We start from the raw sequence: 17,910 nt of genomic DNA, 5'->3' as shown, positions 1-17,910 counted from the left end.
TTAAGACGACCAATTAAAAAACAACACTATAGGGGACCCAACATGACAACTCGCGAAGCCGCAATTGATGCCGTTTCAAAATACTTTGACGACGGCGGGTTCCAAGCCGAGCTGGCCGATTTGGTTTCGGTTCAAACGTCCAGTCGGGAGGAAGAGCATCGCGATGACCTGATGCGCTACCAGAATGTTGTGATGCGCCAGCGTTTCGAAGATATGGGTTTTTCCGTGGAGATCCATCCCAACGATGTCCTAGACCGGGCGCCGTTCCTTGTTGCCAAACGGATCGAGGATCCGGCCCTGCCGACACTGTTCTGCTATGGCCATGGTGACACTGTCCCGGGAGAAGAAGGACGCTGGAGCCAGGACCGCGATCCCTGGACCCTTGAAATCGAACAAACAGCGTCGGGGGAACGCTGGTTCGGTCGCGGGACAGCCGACAACAAAGCCCAACATGCCATCAATATGCAGGCGTTGCGTCATGTCATCGGAACGCGCGGCCGCCTCGGTTACAACGTCACATTCCTGATCGAAGTTGCGGAAGAAATGGGGTCTGCCGGGCTTGAAGAATTTTGCCGTACCAACCGTGACCTTTTGGCCGCAGACCTCCTGATTGCTTCAGACGGTCCACGGTTCTCAACGGCCGGACCGGACATCAAGCTTGGCACACGCGGCGGATTGAACCTTCGCTTTCGATTGGAATACCGTGAAGGCGGACACCATTCGGGCAATTGGGGCGGACTGCTGGCCAATCCAGCCATTGTCCTTATGCACGCGCTCACGACACTCGTAAGCCGGGCCGGCGAAATCTTGCATCCCGGGCTCAAACCGGCCCGTATCAAGAATTCGGTGCGTGATGCCCTGTCCAAAGTAACGGTGACATCCGGACCGGATGATCCAGAGATCAATCCATGGTGGGGTGAACCAGGATTAAGCGGGGCTGAGAAAGTCTTCGGTTGGAATACCTTCGAAGTGTTGTCGTTCATCACGGGCGATCCTGAAAAAACACAAAATGCTGTCCCCCCTTTTGCGGAAGCCATTTGCCAGATCCGGTTCGTGGTTGATACCGATCCCGATACCTTCCTGCCTCTGATCCGTCAGCACCTGAAAGACAATGGATTTGATGACATCACAGTGGAACCGGCCCGCATGTCGATGCTGCGCGCATCGCGTTTGGATCCGGAGCATCCGGCGGTCGCCTGGGCCGTGAAGTCGATCGAACAAACGACCGGCAAAGACGTCACCGTTATTCCCAATGCCGGCGGTTCTCTACCGAATGATATCTTTCTCAACATCATCGGCATGCCCACACTATGGGTCCCTCACAGTTATACCGGCTGCTCTCAACACGCCCCAAACGAGCATGTCCTGCCACACCTCATGAAAGAGGGGTTGGAAATAATGACCGGGCTGTTCTGGGATCTGGGAGAAGGCTTCCCTTAAACGGAAGAAACGAAACAGCTACCGCAAGTGTTTTGAGGTTGGACCATTTACTCGCAATTCCCCATTCCTTTGGTGATTGCAGAGTGCAGGGTTAGGAGTGCCTCACGATAAACATTTGTCGTGCGTATCGGCTTGAACCTTCCGCGCCTCTGGGCCGGCCTGGATCAACACGCCCCATCGCGTCATACTCCTGCATACAATTCGACAGGTGAAAACAAAAACCTTTTCCTGCTTCCTGCGACCCGCACTGTCGCCCCAAAGAACGAGCGTTTCAAATCCATGTTTGCTGTTAACTGCTCCCGGGAAAAACTCATTCTGCGCAGCATAAACCGGTTGCCGCAGCTTGGATTGGCAGCGGCAGCCGCGATTTTGTTTTGGGGCGCCATAACGGTCGAGGCAGCGGACCTCGTCGGCCGGCTGGGAATGGCAGCGACTGGTGTCGGTTTTCTGGCGATCGCTTGGGCATTCTTCCCGAAACAAACGATCACTTTCGACAGAGCCGCAGGAACGATTGTCAACGAACGTCAAAGGATCGGCCGAACTGACCGGCAAACCATCCAACTCACTGCGATCAAACGGGCACATGTTGAAAGAAATACCTCAGATGGAAGCCCGACCGAACGCCTGGCGCTTCTAACGGATACGGCAAGCATTCCACTCGAGACGGCCTTTGGCCCCTCCTCCCGGGATGATCTGGCAAAGCGCATCAACGACTGGCTGACGATGTGAAACCTGTCTCCCGGAACTTTCAACTCAACCGTTTGAGCGGCACTCCAAAATCGCCCGCCCTCTCCCGCCGACTGACCAAGTCGCAATTTCCGCAGATTGGCTGTTAGTTAGTGCTGGCTTGGATACCGAACACTGGGTAATTTGGAGCGGCACCAGACAATGCCGCGGAATGGTGCCCGTTCAGGACACATTCCACGCCATCGCCATTTGAAAGTTACAGAAGTTCGACGGGCCTCAATACCTCAGATCTTCTGGCAGAATCTCGGCTGGAATATCCTGGTAGCACACCGGCCGCAGGAAACGCCGGATCGCCAGTGTTCCGACAGCGGTTGCCCCGAAGTTGGTTGAGGCTGGATAAGGGCCGCCATGCACCATGGCGCTGCACACCTCAACACCTGTCGGGAACCCGTTCGCAAGCAACCGCCCAGCCTTGCGCTCCAGAATTGGAAGCAGGCTTTTGGCGAGACCGAAATCTTCCGTGTCAGAATGCAAGGTGCAGGTCAGTTGCCCGTGCAATCTTCTTGCAACAGTCAGCATCTCCTGTTCATCGCGGGCAACAACAATGAGACCAAGGGGGCCAAAAACCTCCTCCCCCAAATCTTCATTGCTAAGCCATGCCTCTGCAGAGGTGGATAAGAGACAAGGGGATGCACTCCGGCCGGTGTCCTGCCCCGTAGTCAGCACTTCGACCTTGGGATGCGCGCACATCCGGTCACGTCCGGTTTGGAACGCAGCTGCGATCCCACCGGTCAGCATGGTCTGCGGTGCGATTGCGCCAAGTGCTTCTACTGCGGACCTTGCAAAGGCTTGGGCCTCTGAGCCATCCAGGACAACTGCAACACCAGGGTTAGTACAGAACTGACCGGCACCTTGCGTCAGTGATCCAGCCCAGTTCTTGGCAATGTCTTCGCCGCGGGTGGCCATCGCATTCGGCAAGACGAACATCGGATTTATCGATCCCAGTTCACCGAAAAACGGGATTGGGTCTGGCCGCCTCGCGCAAAGATCGAACAACGCGCGCCCGCCCCGCAAAGACCCGGTAAAGCCGACTGCTGAAATCAGAGGATGTTTGACAAGTGTTTCGCCGACAACATTGCCGCCATCATGCACCATGCTGAAAACGCCCGGATGCACTCCCGTTGCCTTTATTGCTGCGTCAAAGGCTTGGGCAATTAGGCTGGAAAGCCCTGGATGGGCCGAATGGCCTTTCACGACCACCGGACAGCCAGCAGCTAGCGCAGAAGCGGTATCCCCACCTGCTGTCGAAAAGGCCAGCGGAAAATTGGAGGCACCAAAAACAGCAACAGGCCCGATCGGCCTCTGTACGAGCCGGAGATCCGGTCTGGGCAGCGGTGCGCGGTCCGGCAGTGCGGGCTCGTGGCGCGTGTCGAGATAGTCACCTGCTTCGATATGGTCTGCAAACAGCTGTATTTGCGCGATCGTCCGTCCCCGCTCGCCTTCAAGGCGCGCTTCCGGCAATCCGGTTTCCTTCATGCCCATCACCGTAATCTCCGCGCCCAGCGCATCGATGTGCCCGGCAACGGAACGCAGAAACGCGGCGCGGTCTGTACGGGAAGAATAGCCGTAGCTCCAAAAGGCTTCTTCTGCGGCTTCACAGGCCTTGGAAATCATCTCCGGCGTCCCGGCCGAAAACTGATCCGGTTCGCCGCTGACAGGGTCGTTCGAAAAGAGCGTTTCCGATGCGAGCCACTCTCCTGCGACCAGCGACTGACTTCTAACCATTCTTAATCCTCACTTGAATTCGATAATCTGAACACCGGCTTCACGCAGCATCTGCCGCGAAACCTGAAAACTGTAGTCAAGGGATCCATCGGCCTGTGGAATGGGCGGAGCAACGATGCGGGGAATGCCGGCCTGAATGATTGCGCGGCCGCAATCGGCACATGGGAAGCGATTGACATACAGCGTACAGCCGGAGAGGCAAATGCCCGCGCGCGCTGCGTTGTAAATCGCATTCCGTTCCGCATGTTCGAACCAGTAGAACTTTTCGCCGCTGTCCCGGTCGAACCGCGCTGGATCTGCCGCAGACACCCCGCGCGGAAAACCATTGTATCCGGTGGACCGGATTTCCCGGCCTGCTGGCGACGCGATGATACATCCGACCTGAAAGTGCGGATCTTCCGACCAGGATGCGATCTGATCACACAGCGCCATAAAACGCTGCGTCCATATGTGGTCATCGGCCATGATCAACCTGTCTGTCCGAGGTCTTGTTGAAGGACTTTTCCCTCTGCCTCGGTCAGCGCGGTGAAGGGAGGCAAGACTGTTCGCCAATCCTCATTCCCAGACCGGGATGCCACCAGATACTTGATCATTGGAACCAAACGTGGTCCGGCGAGCAAACCGCGCTGCCTGGCAATTTCATCGCTGATATCCTGTGGAGGTGCGGACCGTTCAGACCAAACCTGAGCGGCCAGGGGCGCTGTGATATTCACACTGGCGGAAATGCACCCGGCATAGCCGTCAGCTGCAGCAGATTGGAGCGCGGTTTCTGAACTCGGAAACACTTGCAGTGCCGGAGCCGCAGACACAATGGCTCGGCAATAATCCAGGTCACCAGAAGAATCCTTGATCCCGGCAAACCGGTCTGGCGCCAGCGACGCAAGATCCGTGATCAAATCTACCGGAATAGTAAGCCCGGTCATTTGCGGGAAATTATAGAAATAGATCTGGATTTTCCGCGCGCCAAGCGCGTCGTGAAGTGCGAGATACCAAGTTGTTAAACCGGCCGGATCAACGGGTTTGTAATAATAAGGCGGAAGAACAAGCGCGACGGAATACCCCAATTCGTCCGCATAGATTGTTAGATCAATTGTTTCCTGAAGCGATGGCGTTCCCGTTCCAACCATCAATTTGTCGATTGGTAAGGCAGTTGCGGCCCATCCCATCACTTTTTTTCGGGTCGCCGAATCGAATGAATTGGCTTCCCCCGTAGACCCCAGGATGTTCAAACCATCACAGCCGTTATCTAGCGCCCACCGGCAATGTTCGAGGAATGGCTCCCGCATCGGAGACAAATCTGTGCCAACCGGGGTTGGTACCGCTGCAATCACGCCGTCCATCAGGCAACCTTTTCTTTGGAATAATGTTTGGCAAGTTCGGTCAGTTCTGACGGATCGGAAAGCGGAGCATCCCCCTTTGACCATCCGCCCGGTTCTGAGAGTGTGCCGGCCGCATTTCGAAACACCGCCGCATTCAGCGCCAAGAAGGGCCGTTCGTCGTCTTCAACCTCATCGGCATAGCGAATGGCATCCACCGGGCATATGCTTTCGCACATGCCGCACTCGATGCACTCTGTGGGGTGGATATAGAACATGCGCCCCCCCTCATAAATGCAATCAACTGGACAGGCAGTCGTGCAAATGCTGTCTTTGACATCAATGCAAGAACTGGTGATTACGAGGGTCATCGGGTCAGCGCCCTTTCCAGACCGGTGGCCGCTTTTCCCGGAATGCGGCCGGCCCCTCGTCTGCGTCCTCTGACAAGAGGGCCGCAACCAGCTCTTCCGATGGATACTGATAAGCGTCCTGTAGCGGCAAATGCGCGGTCTGCCGGGACACGGCCTTGATGGCTTTCAAACTGAGCGGGGCGCAGGCCAAGAGATCCTGCACCCAACGGTCGACCTCATCATCAAGGTCTTCAGGCGGCACGACCGAATTCAAGAGGCCATAAGGCTCAAGCGCCTCGGCATCGATCAACCGTCCGGTCATCATCATGCCCAGAGCAATGTTCCGGGGAATAAGTCGTGGCAGCAAAACCATGCCGCCATCGAGTGGCACGCGCCCGACCTTGGCTTCCGGCAGTCCGAACCGGGCGGTCGTTGCGGCAATGACAATGTCACACCCAAGGACCATTTCCAGCCCGCCCCCAAGGGCAAGGCCATTCACCCGTGCAATGACAGGTGTCGACATCTGCCGTAGCGCAATTCCGGGAAATCCGGCGCCGCTGATGCCTTTCCAATAATCCACGCCGGAAAGCCCGGTGTTTTCTTTCAGATCGGCACCTGCGCAAAACGCCTTGGATCCCGCACCGGTCAGAACGGCGCAACGGATATCGGGATTGGTTTCGATTTCCGTCCAGATCTCGCCAAGTCTTGCATGGGTGGCCGTATCGACCGCATTCAAGCTGTCTGGCCTGTTGATTGTTACCCGCGCAAGATTTCCGGAGATTTCGAAATCAACACTCATTCGGCGGCCTCATGCGCCAGAAGCGCGGCCAACTCGTGAAGCACCTCGTCTGTGTGTTCCCCCAGCCGCGGCGGGAGATGCCGGACGGTGAGCGGTGCATCACTCAGATGCACTGGCGAGCCGGCAAGTGTGAGTTCGCCAATGACCGGATGCTGAATGGTGTGCAGCATGCCGTTGATCTTGGTTTGCGAGTCATCCAGTGCATCACCCAACGAACGCACAGGTGCGCACAGAAGATCCTGGGCTTCCAGACGCTCCAACCAATAGCCACAGGTGTTTCCAGCGATCGCCTCCTTGAACCGTTGCTGCAGATACGGCTTGTGTTTGCGCTGAATATCCAGCGTCGGATACTTGGGGGAAAGGTCTTCGATTTCGAGCGCTGTACAGATGTCCTGCAAGGGATTTGCCTTGAAAGCCCCGACAATAACGATCGCGCCGTCTGTCGTGTCGAAAACACCGGTCAACGGCATGGCCGCCCAGTTCAGCACATCCCGGTGTTTTGACCATTGCGCAGCTTCCTGCATCTGCATGGCGATCATACTGTCGTAGAGTGAGACCTCCACCTTTTGGCCCCGGCCGGTCTTTTCCCGCATCAACAGGGCTGCCAAAACGCCTTGCACGAGATGCATACCGGCTGAGTAATCACACAAGGTGGTTGGATAGATCGATTTGGGGATTGATGGATCTTGGGTTTTCTCCATCACCCCGGTCATGGCCTGGGCCAGAACATCCTGACCGCCCTTATGGGCGTAGGGGCCTGTTGATCCAAACCCGGTTCCAGATGCGCAGATGATCCTCGGGTTGATTTTCTCCAAAGCGTCATAACCAAAACCCAGGCGGTCCATTACGCCAGCACGGAAATTGTCAACGACCACATCCGCAGTCTTGATCAGATCCAGGATCTTTTGGTGTCCATCAGGCGATTTGGTGTCGATGACGACTGAGCGTTTGTTGCGGTTCAGTGATGCGAAAACCGCATTGTTGGTCGCTTCTTCGGTGTCCACGCCGTAAAACCCACGGCTGAGGTCACCGGCCCCTGGACGTTCGATCTTGATGACGTCTGCACCAAAGTCTCCGAGGGTCTGGGTGGCGCAGGGACCAAGCATAACTTGGGTGAAGTCGATGACACGAACGCCATCGAGCGGCATGATTTTCTCTGACATGTAGGCCTCTGTTATTCCGCCGCGACGTGATCTTCGATCAAAGCGTTTGCCGACGGTTTGTCTCCCGGGTCAGCCCCCTGGGCGCGCATCTGTTTCTGGATTGCTCTGTGATCAACCATCCGGAGCGGGACATCCCCGTTCAGGGCCAGCGCCGCAGCAACACCGGCCGCCTCCCCTTGCGCCATGCAGGGCGGAATTTCGCGCGATAGTTTCTGGGCATCGCTCTCAACTGAGTAGTGCCGTCCCGCGACGATCAAATTGTCGATTCCTTTGGGAAGCAGGGCCCGGTACGGTGTGTAATAATCCCGGCCGCGGCAAACGGTGTCTTCGAAGTAGCGGCGCGATTTCACATCGTCCTTGTTGACAACGTATTCACCTTGGAGGAGCCGCGTTTGGCGGATACCCATCTGCTCAGCTGCCCCCAGCATGGTGGCATTCTCAAAGCCCGGGATGTTTTCCTTGGCGAACTGATGAAGCTTCTTCATCCGCTCCCGGCCCTCGATTTCGGAGGCGACCATATCCTCCACCGATAGACCGTCATATCCCGGCATATGCGGACAGTTGCACCACACAATGCCAGGGATCGGTGTCTTCAGCCACCACATGCCCCAGGCACCACCAATCCGCCGCCGGGCTTCACGGTCCAGCCGCTTGTATTCCTCCGGATCTGAAAACTCGAAAGCGATTGCCTTGTCCGTATCGACATTGGCCATGCGGAACACCGTCGTAACGATGTATTGCCCGTCCGTGTATTCAGCACCTGCCGCAACACCGACATCCAGATCCCCGGTGGCATCGACAACATATTTGGCGCGGATCGCCTGTCGGCCAAGTTTGGTCTGGGCGATCACGCCGGTGATCCGGCCGCCTTCCATCAGAACATCGGAAAACCAGCTGTGGGTGCGCAGATTGACCTTCGCTTCCACAACCATGTCCAGGCTCACCCGTTTCCAGGCATCCGGATCAAAGGCAACGGCATGGATGATCGGTTGCGGCATCATCGCTTTGTGGAAGTCGATGCAGCCCCAGCGAGACCATTTCTGCCACATCTCCCAATTGGTCTGGCACTCTTCAGGCGGCGGATAAACCGCACCATCCTGGCGTTCCATCCGGTCCACAAATTCGCTGACGATGCCCGTTGTGACGATTTCATTGCCGTCATTGACCATGTCGTCGAGCACAAGCACCATACCTCCGGACGCCATGCCGCCAAGATGATGATAGCGTTCAAGTAAGGTTACGGAAGCTCCGTTGCGGGCCGCAGAAATGGCAGCTGCATGACCCGCCGGTCCGGCGCCAATGACGACGACGTCACAAGTGGCAACGACCGGGATCTGTGCGCCCTCTGTTTGAACAGTTTCTGTATGACGCTCTGCCATATTTCTTGTTCCTTGTTTCGATTTTGAACGGCTGTCGGCGGGTGGGCCGACTACCAGCGAATGACGAGTTTCTCGGCGACCGAAACTGCGGTGAACAACAGCACCGACAGGCCGGAAGACACAAAAACGGTTGCGTAGAGCAGTGGTGAGCGGAAGTTGAAGGTGCTGTCGATGATCAGGGCGCCCAGGCCGACATCCGCTCCAATCCATTCCCCGACGATTGCTCCGATGACACAGGTGGTCGCGGCAATCTTCAAAGCCGAAAACAGGAACGGCAGCGAGGATGGCAACCGGATTTTCCAGAAGACTTCCGCCTTGGACGCGGACAGGATCCGGGCAAGTTCCAAGGTTTGCGGCGAGACGGACTGAAGCCCCCGAACCATATTGACCAGCGTCGGGAAGAAACAGATCAAGGCCGCAATAACGACCTTTGCCGTCATGCCGGCACCGAATATCAGCACCAGGATCGGTGCGATCGCCAAAATGGGGATCGTGTTGATAAAGACGGCGATCGGAAAGAACGCCTTTTCGATCGTCCTGCTGTGCACGAAGGCGATGGCGATCATAATCGCTGCCAGATTGCCGACGACAAATCCGGACAGGCTTTCGATCAGCGTCGGCCAGAAATTCCGCGACAACAACGCGAACTCATTCACGAATACCGCCAGGACATCTGTCGGCGCTGGTGCGATGTAAGTCGGCACCTCAAACAACCGCACCCCGAGTTGCCAAAGCAGCAGCAAGGAGACGGCTGTCCCAATCGGGATCGCGGCATTGACGGCCCGTTTATAGATCAGGTCGTTCCGGCCGGACTTCTTGTCATCCAGTTCTGCGGAAACTTGCGCCAAAGACATCAGCAGTCCTCCAGAAGTTGGCGGAGCTGGCCGCAATACCGGTTGAATTCCGGAGTTTCCCGCAAGGCGACGTGCCGGTCTGCTGGAAGATCAATGTCCACGACGTCTTTCACCCGGCCCGGATTTGCCCGAAGCATCAAGACCTTCTGCCCGAGGAACACCGCTTCCGGTATCGAGTGGGTGACGAACAGGATCGTGACGCCGGTTTCCCGCCAGATGTCCCGGAGCTGCAGGTTCAACCGGTCCCGCGTCATCTCATCGAGCGCACCAAAAGGCTCATCCATTAAGAGGAGCTTCGGTTTGCAGACAAGCGCCCTTGCAATCGCCACCCGCTGGCGCATGCCGCCAGAGAGCTCGTGCGGAAGCGCATCTTCACGTCCCTTCAGACCGACTAGTTCCAGAAGCTCGCGCGGGCTTTTGTCGGACTTCGGGATCTTGACGCCGCGCTTGCGGCCAATTTCCAGAGGCAATTCGACATTCTGCAAGGCACTGCGCCAAGGCAGAAGCGTTGCGTCTTGAAAGACAAAGGCAAACTCGCGGGCCAGCCGGGCGGCCTCGGTGGTCTTACCGAGAATTTCGACCTGTCCTGTCGCCGCCGGCACCAAATCGGAAACGAGCCGTAGCATCGTAGATTTGCCGCACCCAGATGGCCCAAGGATTGTCCAGAACTCGCCTTCGCCAATGTCCAAACTGATGTCTTCAAGGGCAGTGAAATGACCGAATTTCACCGAGGCTTTGGACAGGCAGGCCGCAACACTGCGGCTTGCCAAATCCTGTTGCGGATGCAAGTCCGCAACGTCAGCCAAATGTTGGACGGACATCTTTGGTCGCTTCCAGAATGTCCAAAGTCATGATGTCCGACAGGTCCGGCGCAACGTTGGTGAATTGGCCCAGAGCTTCGTAGGTGTAGATCTGCTCCTGCCAATTGTCTGGGTTCATAACGCCCCAGCCCCCCGCCTTGGTCTTGTCATTGAAGGAAAAGCCGAGCACCAGATCTACGGCTTTCATCTCACTGTCCTTGTCGAGGTTTGGATACCGCTCGACCAACGCTTCGACACCCGCAGCAGGGTTTTCGTAAACGGCTCCCCAGCCGCGCGAAATGGCCCGGATGGCGGCAGCAACCTTGTCGCCATTTTCTTGCAGGACATCATCCGTTGTATAATAGGGATTGGCGTAGAGCTGGATGCCTGCGTCCCAGAGCTTCATGTCGACCCGCTCGTCACCCAGAACGGACAGCGCGCCGACATTGGTCTGCCAGCCAGTTGCCACGTCGACCTGACCGACTTTAAGCGGTGCCATATCACCACCCATCACCGACACTTCAACTTGATCTTCATCGATGCCGTTCTTGGCCAGAAGCGCCCGCAGCAAGATCCTTGCGGTGCCTTGTGTTGCGACTTTCTTGCCGATCAGATCCTCCGGCTTGTGCACCGGGTTTCTGTCCATAGAAAAGTAGGTGAACGGGTGCTGCTGATATCCGGCGGCGACGCATTTGATCGGCAGACCAGCAGAGCGCGCCAGCATGAGCGACGGCGAGGACGAGATAGAGCCGAAATTGTTCGCCCCGGAGGCAACAGAGGCAACGCCATCGATGTTCGGTCCGCCCGGTATGATCTCGAGTTCAAGGCCTTCTTCGGCGAAATAGCCAAGCTTGTCAGCCATGACCTCGCCCAGAACTCCGTTGGATGCCAGCCAGCCAAGCTGCATCCGGATTTTGAAATCGGCCGCTTTCGATGGTGTGATTGAAAAGAATGTACCTGCTGTTGCCAGTCCGGCGGTTGCCCCAAGTCCCTGCAACATATGCCGGCGGTTAAGTCCCCAATGCGTCATGATACCCGTCTCCTGGTAGGTGATATTTTTTTGTTATCTCCCGTTTTCTTTTCAGACTAGACGCGGGTTCGGCGCTGCAGATAGAATTAAGTTTTGCACATAGCGATGCATTTTTTGCATCACCCTAGAGAGAAACACCGATGCACAGCAAGTTTTTGAGCTATTTTGACGAAGTCGCCCGTCAAGGATCTATCCGGAGAGCCGCGGCCGTGCTGCATGTGTCGTCATCTTCGGTAAACCGGAAGATCCTCGACATTGAAGAGCGCCTAGGGGTCCGGTTGTTCGACCGGCATGCAGAAGGTGTCGAACTGACAACAGCCGGGGCTGTTGTTCTGGAACATTGCCGGAAAACAATCTTCGACTATGAAAAGATCCTGCATGTTGTGGCTGATATCCGTGAGATGCGGGCCGGACATATTGATATTGCCTCTTTGGACTCCGTCGCACTCAGTCTTTTGCCTTCTGCCATCGACCAGTTCGCACGGGATTATCCGGATATAACCTATACCATCAGAACGGCGCAGCCGGACGAGATCGTTCGAGCCGTGGCCGAAGGCGAAGCTGGCATCGGCATATCCTTCAGCAATGACCTCCACCCCGGCGTGCGGCTGCAGACCGAAAAATCCGCACCAATCGGCGCCATTCTCACCAAGAACCATCCATTGGCCGAACGTGATGCCCTCGACCTTGAAGACCTCACACCGTTTCCGCTGATCCGCTCCTACGATGCCCTTGCGGAACGGTCACTGGTCAATCTGGCGCTTGCCGACCATACGATCCCGCTTAAAACGGCCTGTTTTACCAACTCTTTGCCCCTCGCCCGTTCCATGATCCTCAATGGCCGCGGTATTGGTCTTTATTCTAAGATTGGTTTTTTGAAGGAGATTGAAGCTGGAGAGCTCAGCTATCTCCCGCTCAAGTCGAGTTTTCTGAAGGACTTGAAGATCGGCCTGCTCATCCCCTCGCGCAGCAACCAGAAGCCAATTGAAAACGCCCTCTGCCGGATCCTGTCCAAATCCCTGCGCCAGCTCCGCTTGGATTCTTGAGTTTCGAAAAACGGGAACGGAAAAGTAATCGACCAGCGCCGGTTCCGCATCTCCGACAAAACCAATACAGCCGATCTGTGACTTTGGATCCGGTCGATTTTGGAAGGCAACGTGCCGGTTAAGCAAGTCTACCGACGCAGATAGTCTAAAGGGTTGACGCCATGGCGTTTTAGAAATCGGTCTTCGGTCGCCCCCCATATCTTTTAACGCTTGTAGGGTAAAACCTGGGGTAAATTGTGGGGCAAACACCGCGAAAACAGTAACAAAAAAACCGACCAAAGGCCGGTTTTCTTTCAAACACAATCACTTGCCAGCAAGTGATTTGGTGCGGATGGAGGGACTTGAACCCCCACGCCTTGCGGCACCAGAACCTAAATCTGGCGTGTCTGCCAATTTCACCACATCCGCATCGCGAGAACTTGAAAGCTCCGCGTTTGAAGCGGAGCCTCTATATCACTCTGTCTTTTGAGGTCAAAGGAAAAATAACGCCTTAGGTGCTCCAGACGCAAGACTTGTCCACAAGCTCGCGGATCGGCGCCTTAAGCGCTGATGCCAAATCCTCCGCGATCAGGCCGGGCCCTGCCTCCTGCCCTGCGGCACCGTGCAGCCAAACTGCCTGGCATGCGGCCTCGAACCCCGTCACTCCTTGAGACAGCAAGCCGCCAACAATTCCGGCCAGAACATCCCCGGACCCGGCGGTCGCCAGCCAGGGCGGTGCGTTGGCGTTGATCGCGGCCCGTCCATCGGGCGCTGCGACCACGGTGTCCGGCCCTTTTAAGATGACAATGGCGCCAGACCGCACCGCCGCTGTGCGAACACGGCTCAACCTGTCCACATCCACGAGGTCCGGAAACAGACGCGCAAACTCACCATCGTGCGGCGTGAGAACCACAGAATTTTGAGTTTTCCTTATTAGTTCAAATAGCTTCTGAGGTTTTTCTGAGAAACTGGTTAAGGAATCCGCATCCAGAACAGTGGCCCGATCTTGCTCCAGAATCGCTTCAACTGCGGCACAAGTTTTTGGGCCGACACCATATGCCGGACCGATCAGGACAGCGCTGAGACGTGTGTCGGCCAGCAGCTCAGGAATGGCCTCAGCGCCCGAAATCTTTTTCAGCATTACAGCCGTCAAATGACAGGCATTGACCATCAAAGCATCCGGCGGCGATGCCAAAGTGACGAGCCCTGCCCCGGCTCTCAGCGCAGCGGTTGCGGACAATCGCGCGGCCCCTGTTGCGGCCACCGGACCGCCAAAAACCACCGCATGCCCCCTTGCATATTTATGCCCGACCGGATCTGGCACCGGCCAATGATCGAGCCAAAGCGCTGGACCGTTTTCAAATGTTTGCGGCGCAATAACGTCGAGCACATTCTGCTTAATCCCGATATCGGCAACTGTGACCTCCCCACAAAGGCCGCGTCCGGGAAAAAGAAGGTGACCCGGCTTTTTTAGGAAAAACGTCACAGTCGTGTGCGCCTCAATCGCGCATCCTAGTATCTGCCCGGTCGTTCCATTGACACCGGACGGCAGATCCACCGCAACTACCGGCGCTGGGGCGCTGTTGATCACATCGACGAGCATGGCTGCCAATCCATGAAGCGGCCGGTCCAGCCCTGCGCCAAAGAGCGCATCAATAACAGCGTCGGGCGCAACGGCTTCTTCGAAAAGTTCGCCCGCGACTTGAACGGTATCCGGCAAAACTTTGTGGGGCAAATTCATAGAGGCAAACGCAAGCGCCGCATCACCCTTGAGGCCCGCCGGGTCTTTCAGAAGATACACATCAACCAAATAGCCGTTTTCTGCCAGAAGCCGCGCTGCGACAAACCCGTCGCCGCCATTGTTTCCCGGCCCACATAACACCAAAACGCGCCCGCCTGCCGGCGTAAGATCTGCAGCCGCCCTGGCAACAGCGGCCCCCGCCCGCTCCATCAGGTCAATTCCCGGAATGCCGCCCTCGATCGTCAAGCGATCGGCGCGGCCCATTTCCTCAGGCGTCAACAATGAAGCGGTCATGATTATCTTTCAGTTTCTGTCTGCTGGAGCAGACGCCACAGGGTGATCCGCAAATTCTAGTCGATCTATTTTTTGGCAGCCTTGCCGCCGATCAAACCTGTAGCGGCCGATGAAAAATGTCGAGCAAAAGGCTGGCGTGACGCCGGCGAAGGCATGGAGCTGCATATTTATTATGCAAATTGATTAGTTTTTGAGCACAAAAGCATTGCCCAGGTGTCCAACCTTCGGAAACTCGTCCCAGAGCTGCTAAAAATGGTGGCGGTTTCCCGCCGCAATGCAAAAAAATCTGGGTCCACTTTCAATTGGCACGCTTCCTGCTAACACCTGGGCAACAGCTCTCGGATGATCCCGGTCAAGGCACATCTCGCCTAAACCGGCTTCTAAAGAAGAGCGACCGGGCAGACCCTGCCAGTTTAATGCGGAGAGAGACATACGGTGATGAAAAAGATCGAAGCGATCATCAAACCTTTCAAACTCGACGAGGTGAAAGAAGCTCTTCAAGAAGTCGGCCTGCAGGGCATCACAGTGACCGAAGCCAAGGGCTTTGGCCGCCAAAAAGGACACACCGAGCTCTACCGCGGTGCGGAATATGTTGTTGACTTCCTGCCAAAGGTGAAGGTCGAAATCGTTCTTGGTGCAGACATGGTCGAAAAGGCCGTTGACGCCATCCGTAACGCCGCCCAGACCGGCCGCATCGGCGACGGCAAGATCTTCGTTTCCAATATTGAAGAAGCTGTTCGCATCCGGACCGGTGAGTCCGGCATCGACGCCATTTAACCCGCCTTGACTTCCGGCTTATTGCCGCACACCCAATTCCGGACTTTCCGCGCTGAGACAAACGCTATAAACCCTCTGCCGGACCGGGACCAAAACCCAAACGTTCACACGAAAAATCAAAGGGATGGACATAATGACCACCGCCGCTGACGTCCTGAAGGAAATTCAGGAAAAAGACATCAAGTTCGTCGACCTGCGCTTCACCGATCCGCGCGGCAAGATGCAGCACGTCACCATGGATGTTGCACTTGTTGACGAAGACATGTTCGCTGAAGGCGTTGCCTTCGACGGCTCGTCCATCGCTGGCTGGAAGGCCATCAACGAATCCGACATGATGCTGATCCTGGATCCGGAATCTGCGCACATCGATCCGTTCTTCGCCCAGTCCACCATGGCGATCTTCTGCGACATCATCGATCCGATCACCGGCGAAGCTTACAACCGTGACCCGCGCATGACCGCAAAAAAAGCGGAAGCCTACGTCAAGTCCGGCGGTTTCGGCGACACCATCTATGTCGGCCCGGAAGCTGAATTCTTCATGTTCGACGACGTCCGCTTCAACGCTGACCCGTACAACACCGGCTTCATCCTGGACAGCTCCGAGCTGCCGTCCAACATGGGCTCTGAATATGAGACCGGCAACCTCGGCCACCGTCCGCGCACCAAAGGCGGCTACTTCCCGGTCCCGCCGGTCGACAGCGCACAGGACATCCGCTCCGAAATGCTGTCCGTCATGGGCGAAATGGGCGTTCCGACCGAAAAGCACCACCACGAAGTGGCCGCTGCTCAGCACGAACTCGGCATGAAGTTCGACAACCTGACCACTTGTGCCGACAACATGCAGGTCTACAAGTACGTTGTTCACCAGGTCGCACATGCTTATGGCAAGTCCGCAACCTTCATGCCGAAGCCGGTTTTCGGCGACAACGGCACCGGCATGCACTGCCACCTGTCCATCTGGAACAACGGTGAGCCGACCTTCGCTGGCAACCAGTACGCAGACCTCTCCGAATCCTGCCTGTACTTCATCGGCGGCATTCTGAAGCACGCGAAAGCCCTGAACGCCTTCACCAACCCGTCCACCAACTCCTACAAGCGTCTGGTCCCGGGTTACGAAGCACCGGTTCTGTTGGCCTACTCCTCGCGTAACCGGTCGGCATCCTGCCGTATCCCGTTCACGTCTTCTCCGAAGGCGAAACGCGTTGAAGTCCGCTTCCCGGATCCGACAGCGAACCCGTACCTGTGCTTCTCTGCCCTGCTGATGGCTGGCCTTGACGGCATCAAGAACAAGATCCATCCGGGCGATGCCATGGACAAGAACCTTTACGATCTGCCGGCTGAAGAACTGGCTGAGATCCCGACGGTTTGCCGCGACCTGCGCGAAGCCATGGAAGCTCTCGATGCGGACCGTGAGTTCCTGAAAGCCGGCGGCGTCTTCGACGACGATCAGATCGATGCATACATCGAACTGAAGATGGAAGAAGTCGAGCGTTACGAAATGACCCCGCATCCGGTCGAGTTCGATCTCTACTACTCTGTCTAAGACAGTTTAGGCGTCAAACACGGAAAACCCCGGTCATTTGGCCGGGGTTTTTCATTTGGAGCTATGCGCTTCACAAGTTCGGAAAAAGGACGAGATAAAAAGAGAAAGACCAGAGGCTAAGGATCAATTGTCGCTGAGTTGTGCGCTCTCCGCGGAACTTGCCGCGTATTTCTTCAAAGTTTTTAACTGAAAACCGTCGGCTATGATCTTGTTGAGTCCGTTCTGCATCTTGCCGAGCAGCGCTTGATCCGTATCGGGATGGCAGGCAATTCCATTACCGATAATATCTCCAAATCCATGAACAAGTTCGACGTCAACGCCCTGCTCAATGAGGGTGTGGAACATCATGCTGGATATCGCGGCCAGATCCAGGCGCTCTTGAGTCAGTTGTCGGATAATCGCCCCGATATCATCGAAATAGTCGATGTTGCTGAAGCCGTTGTTTTGAAGAACATATTCCGAATAGTCGCTTCTCTGAGTTCCGACCGAAGAGTTCTGTGCGATATCTGTAATGGACGAAGGTACTTGCGTCCCGGCCTTCTTGACCAATAAAAGCTCCGCGCCGCCCAGCGGTGAAATCCAGGAAAAGCTGCCTGCCCTAGCGGGAGTCATCGCCGTGGTGAAGACACAATGGTTTTTCCGATTCTCCGCCAGCCAATAGGCCCTAGGCCAGGGCATCATCTCAAGCGAAAACTCAATGCCTTCCCGTTGCATGATTTCGCGAACCTGGTCTGCGCCAACGCCCACAATCTTACCATCTTCCATGAAATTAAACGGCGGGTAGTTTTCGGTCACCAAATGGATGTCGGCCGCACGGGCGTTGTCTGAAGCAGGCAACGCTGCGGCAAGCACTGCGAATGTCCCAGCACACACCCATTTCGCTTTTAAAAACGGTCTCATCATCCTGCGGATCCCGAGATCAGGTCC

Annotated in this window: 17 protein-coding genes and 1 tRNA gene; 5 read left to right on the top strand and 13 right to left on the bottom strand. The window is 56.2% G+C overall.

Translation table 11 applies throughout. From position 1 onward, the window contains the following. The first annotated feature begins 42 nt into the window (after positions 1 to 42). Together ACOOFE_RS10475 and ACOOFE_RS10470 are read left to right on the top strand one after the other, a co-directional pair. Positions 43 to 1,440: a M20 family metallopeptidase gene (locus ACOOFE_RS10475; protein WP_420414870.1), complete on the top strand. Its 1,398-nt coding sequence runs from the start codon at positions 43 to 45 to the stop codon at positions 1,438 to 1,440. A 279-nt stretch (positions 1,441 to 1,719) separates the two neighbouring features. Then, positions 1,720 to 2,169 carry a hypothetical protein gene (locus ACOOFE_RS10470; RefSeq protein WP_420414869.1) on the top strand — a complete coding sequence of 150 codons (450 nt, stop codon included), beginning with the start codon at positions 1,720 to 1,722 and terminating at the stop codon, positions 2,167 to 2,169. 234 nt (positions 2,170 to 2,403) lie between these two features. On the opposite strand, the gene ACOOFE_RS10465 is transcribed toward ACOOFE_RS10470, so the two are convergent. Genes ACOOFE_RS10465 through ACOOFE_RS10420 form a run of 10 tightly spaced genes read right to left on the bottom strand, consistent with a single transcriptional unit; the run spans position 2,404 to position 11,603 of the window. Continuing rightward, on the bottom strand, positions 2,404 to 3,912 hold the full coding sequence (locus ACOOFE_RS10465) for an aldehyde dehydrogenase (NADP(+)) (RefSeq protein ID WP_420414868.1): 1,509 nt from the start codon (positions 3,910 to 3,912) through the stop codon (positions 2,404 to 2,406). A 9-nt stretch (positions 3,913 to 3,921) separates the two neighbouring features. After that, positions 3,922 to 4,377, bottom strand: coding sequence for a deoxycytidylate deaminase (locus tag ACOOFE_RS10460; RefSeq protein WP_420414867.1), 456 nt, complete (start codon positions 4,375 to 4,377; stop codon positions 3,922 to 3,924). 2 nt (positions 4,378 to 4,379) lie between these two features. Continuing rightward, positions 4,380 to 5,252, bottom strand: a complete 873-nt coding sequence (locus ACOOFE_RS10455; RefSeq protein ID WP_420414866.1) for a dihydrodipicolinate synthase family protein — start codon at positions 5,250 to 5,252, stop codon at positions 4,380 to 4,382. After that, positions 5,252 to 5,599, bottom strand: coding sequence for a 4Fe-4S dicluster domain-containing protein (locus tag ACOOFE_RS10450; RefSeq protein WP_420414865.1), 348 nt, complete (start codon positions 5,597 to 5,599; stop codon positions 5,252 to 5,254). The genes ACOOFE_RS10455 and ACOOFE_RS10450 overlap by 1 nt, the downstream gene beginning before the upstream one ends. A gap of 4 nt (positions 5,600 to 5,603) precedes the next feature. Further along, positions 5,604 to 6,377: an enoyl-CoA hydratase-related protein gene (locus tag ACOOFE_RS10445; RefSeq protein WP_420414864.1), complete on the bottom strand. Its 774-nt coding sequence runs from the start codon at positions 6,375 to 6,377 to the stop codon at positions 5,604 to 5,606. Continuing rightward, entirely contained in the window at positions 6,374 to 7,540 is a 1,167-nt protein-coding gene (locus ACOOFE_RS10440; protein ID WP_420414863.1) for a CaiB/BaiF CoA transferase family protein, read from the bottom strand. Before ACOOFE_RS10440 ends, ACOOFE_RS10445 begins: the two co-directional genes overlap by 4 nt. An 11-nt stretch (positions 7,541 to 7,551) precedes the next feature. Further along, positions 7,552 to 8,919 carry an FAD-dependent oxidoreductase gene (locus ACOOFE_RS10435; RefSeq protein ID WP_420414862.1) on the bottom strand — a complete coding sequence of 456 codons (1,368 nt, stop codon included), beginning with the start codon at positions 8,917 to 8,919 and terminating at the stop codon, positions 7,552 to 7,554. Positions 8,920 to 8,969: 50 nt separating this feature from the next. Further along, on the bottom strand, positions 8,970 to 9,779 hold the full coding sequence (locus ACOOFE_RS10430; protein WP_420415562.1) for an ABC transporter permease: 810 nt from the start codon (positions 9,777 to 9,779) through the stop codon (positions 8,970 to 8,972). Continuing rightward, on the bottom strand, positions 9,773 to 10,594 hold the full coding sequence (locus tag ACOOFE_RS10425; protein WP_420414861.1) for an ABC transporter ATP-binding protein: 822 nt from the start codon (positions 10,592 to 10,594) through the stop codon (positions 9,773 to 9,775). Before ACOOFE_RS10425 ends, ACOOFE_RS10430 begins: the two co-directional genes overlap by 7 nt. Then, on the bottom strand, positions 10,572 to 11,603 hold the full coding sequence (locus ACOOFE_RS10420) for an ABC transporter substrate-binding protein (protein WP_420414860.1): 1,032 nt from the start codon (positions 11,601 to 11,603) through the stop codon (positions 10,572 to 10,574). The genes ACOOFE_RS10425 and ACOOFE_RS10420 overlap by 23 nt, the downstream gene beginning before the upstream one ends. 140 nt (positions 11,604 to 11,743) lie before the next feature. On the opposite strand from ACOOFE_RS10420, the gene ACOOFE_RS10415 reads away from it, so the two are divergent. Beyond that, a complete protein-coding gene (locus ACOOFE_RS10415) occupies positions 11,744 to 12,649 on the top strand; it encodes a LysR family transcriptional regulator (protein ID WP_420414859.1) in 906 nt (301 codons plus the stop codon). Between the two features lie 323 nt (positions 12,650 to 12,972). On the opposite strand, the gene ACOOFE_RS10410 is transcribed toward ACOOFE_RS10415, so the two are convergent. Next, positions 12,973 to 13,057, bottom strand: a tRNA-Leu gene (locus ACOOFE_RS10410). An 82-nt stretch (positions 13,058 to 13,139) separates the two neighbouring features. Further along, positions 13,140 to 14,663 (bottom strand): NAD(P)H-hydrate dehydratase, encoded by a 1,524-nt coding sequence (locus tag ACOOFE_RS10405; protein ID WP_420414858.1) that lies wholly within the window; start codon positions 14,661 to 14,663, stop codon positions 13,140 to 13,142. A 438-nt stretch (positions 14,664 to 15,101) separates the two neighbouring features. On the opposite strand from ACOOFE_RS10405, the gene ACOOFE_RS10400 reads away from it, so the two are divergent. Together ACOOFE_RS10400 and glnA are read left to right on the top strand one after the other, a co-directional pair. Then, on the top strand, positions 15,102 to 15,440 hold the full coding sequence (locus tag ACOOFE_RS10400; protein WP_141186363.1) for a P-II family nitrogen regulator: 339 nt from the start codon (positions 15,102 to 15,104) through the stop codon (positions 15,438 to 15,440). 133 nt (positions 15,441 to 15,573) lie between these two features. Beyond that, the gene (glnA, locus tag ACOOFE_RS10395) at positions 15,574 to 16,983 is read left to right on the top strand and encodes a type I glutamate--ammonia ligase (RefSeq protein WP_141186362.1); all 1,410 of its coding nucleotides are present in this window, start codon (positions 15,574 to 15,576) and stop codon (positions 16,981 to 16,983) included. A 123-nt stretch (positions 16,984 to 17,106) separates the two neighbouring features. Here glnA and ACOOFE_RS10390 read toward each other — a convergent pair whose 3' ends face one another. After that, complete coding sequence (locus tag ACOOFE_RS10390; protein WP_420414857.1) at positions 17,107 to 17,886, bottom strand: substrate-binding periplasmic protein; 780 nt, start codon at positions 17,884 to 17,886, stop codon at positions 17,107 to 17,109. Positions 17,887 to 17,910 lie beyond the last annotated feature (24 nt).

The organism is Roseibium sp., assembly GCF_965216085.1.
Lineage (GTDB): Bacteria > Pseudomonadota > Alphaproteobacteria > Rhizobiales > Stappiaceae > Roseibium.
This window is presented reverse-complemented; position numbering and strand designations above follow the sequence as displayed.

Excerpts from the sequence above, each read along its gene's own strand:
- ACOOFE_RS10475 (WP_420414870.1), top strand. The coding sequence starts at position 43 with ATGACAACTCGCGAAGCCGCAATTGATGCCGTTTCAAAATACTTTGAC.
- ACOOFE_RS10470 (WP_420414869.1), top strand. The coding sequence starts at position 1,720 with ATGTTTGCTGTTAACTGCTCCCGGGAAAAACTCATTCTGCGCAGCATA.
- ACOOFE_RS10465 (WP_420414868.1), bottom strand. The coding sequence starts at position 3,912 with ATGGTTAGAAGTCAGTCGCTGGTCGCAGGAGAGTGGCTCGCATCGGAA.
- ACOOFE_RS10460 (WP_420414867.1), bottom strand. The coding sequence starts at position 4,377 with ATGGCCGATGACCACATATGGACGCAGCGTTTTATGGCGCTGTGTGAT.
- ACOOFE_RS10455 (WP_420414866.1), bottom strand. The coding sequence starts at position 5,252 with ATGGACGGCGTGATTGCAGCGGTACCAACCCCGGTTGGCACAGATTTG.
- ACOOFE_RS10450 (WP_420414865.1), bottom strand. The coding sequence starts at position 5,599 with ATGACCCTCGTAATCACCAGTTCTTGCATTGATGTCAAAGACAGCATT.
- ACOOFE_RS10445 (WP_420414864.1), bottom strand. The coding sequence starts at position 6,377 with ATGAGTGTTGATTTCGAAATCTCCGGAAATCTTGCGCGGGTAACAATC.
- ACOOFE_RS10440 (WP_420414863.1), bottom strand. The coding sequence starts at position 7,540 with ATGTCAGAGAAAATCATGCCGCTCGATGGCGTTCGTGTCATCGACTTC.
- ACOOFE_RS10435 (WP_420414862.1), bottom strand. The coding sequence starts at position 8,919 with ATGGCAGAGCGTCATACAGAAACTGTTCAAACAGAGGGCGCACAGATC.
- ACOOFE_RS10425 (WP_420414861.1), bottom strand. The coding sequence starts at position 10,594 with ATGTCCGTCCAACATTTGGCTGACGTTGCGGACTTGCATCCGCAACAG.
- ACOOFE_RS10420 (WP_420414860.1), bottom strand. The coding sequence starts at position 11,603 with ATGACGCATTGGGGACTTAACCGCCGGCATATGTTGCAGGGACTTGGG.
- ACOOFE_RS10415 (WP_420414859.1), top strand. The coding sequence starts at position 11,744 with ATGCACAGCAAGTTTTTGAGCTATTTTGACGAAGTCGCCCGTCAAGGA.
- ACOOFE_RS10405 (WP_420414858.1), bottom strand. The coding sequence starts at position 14,663 with ATGACCGCTTCATTGTTGACGCCTGAGGAAATGGGCCGCGCCGATCGC.
- ACOOFE_RS10400 (WP_141186363.1), top strand. The coding sequence starts at position 15,102 with ATGAAAAAGATCGAAGCGATCATCAAACCTTTCAAACTCGACGAGGTG.
- glnA (WP_141186362.1), top strand. The coding sequence starts at position 15,574 with ATGACCACCGCCGCTGACGTCCTGAAGGAAATTCAGGAAAAAGACATC.
- ACOOFE_RS10390 (WP_420414857.1), bottom strand. The coding sequence starts at position 17,886 with ATGATGAGACCGTTTTTAAAAGCGAAATGGGTGTGTGCTGGGACATTC.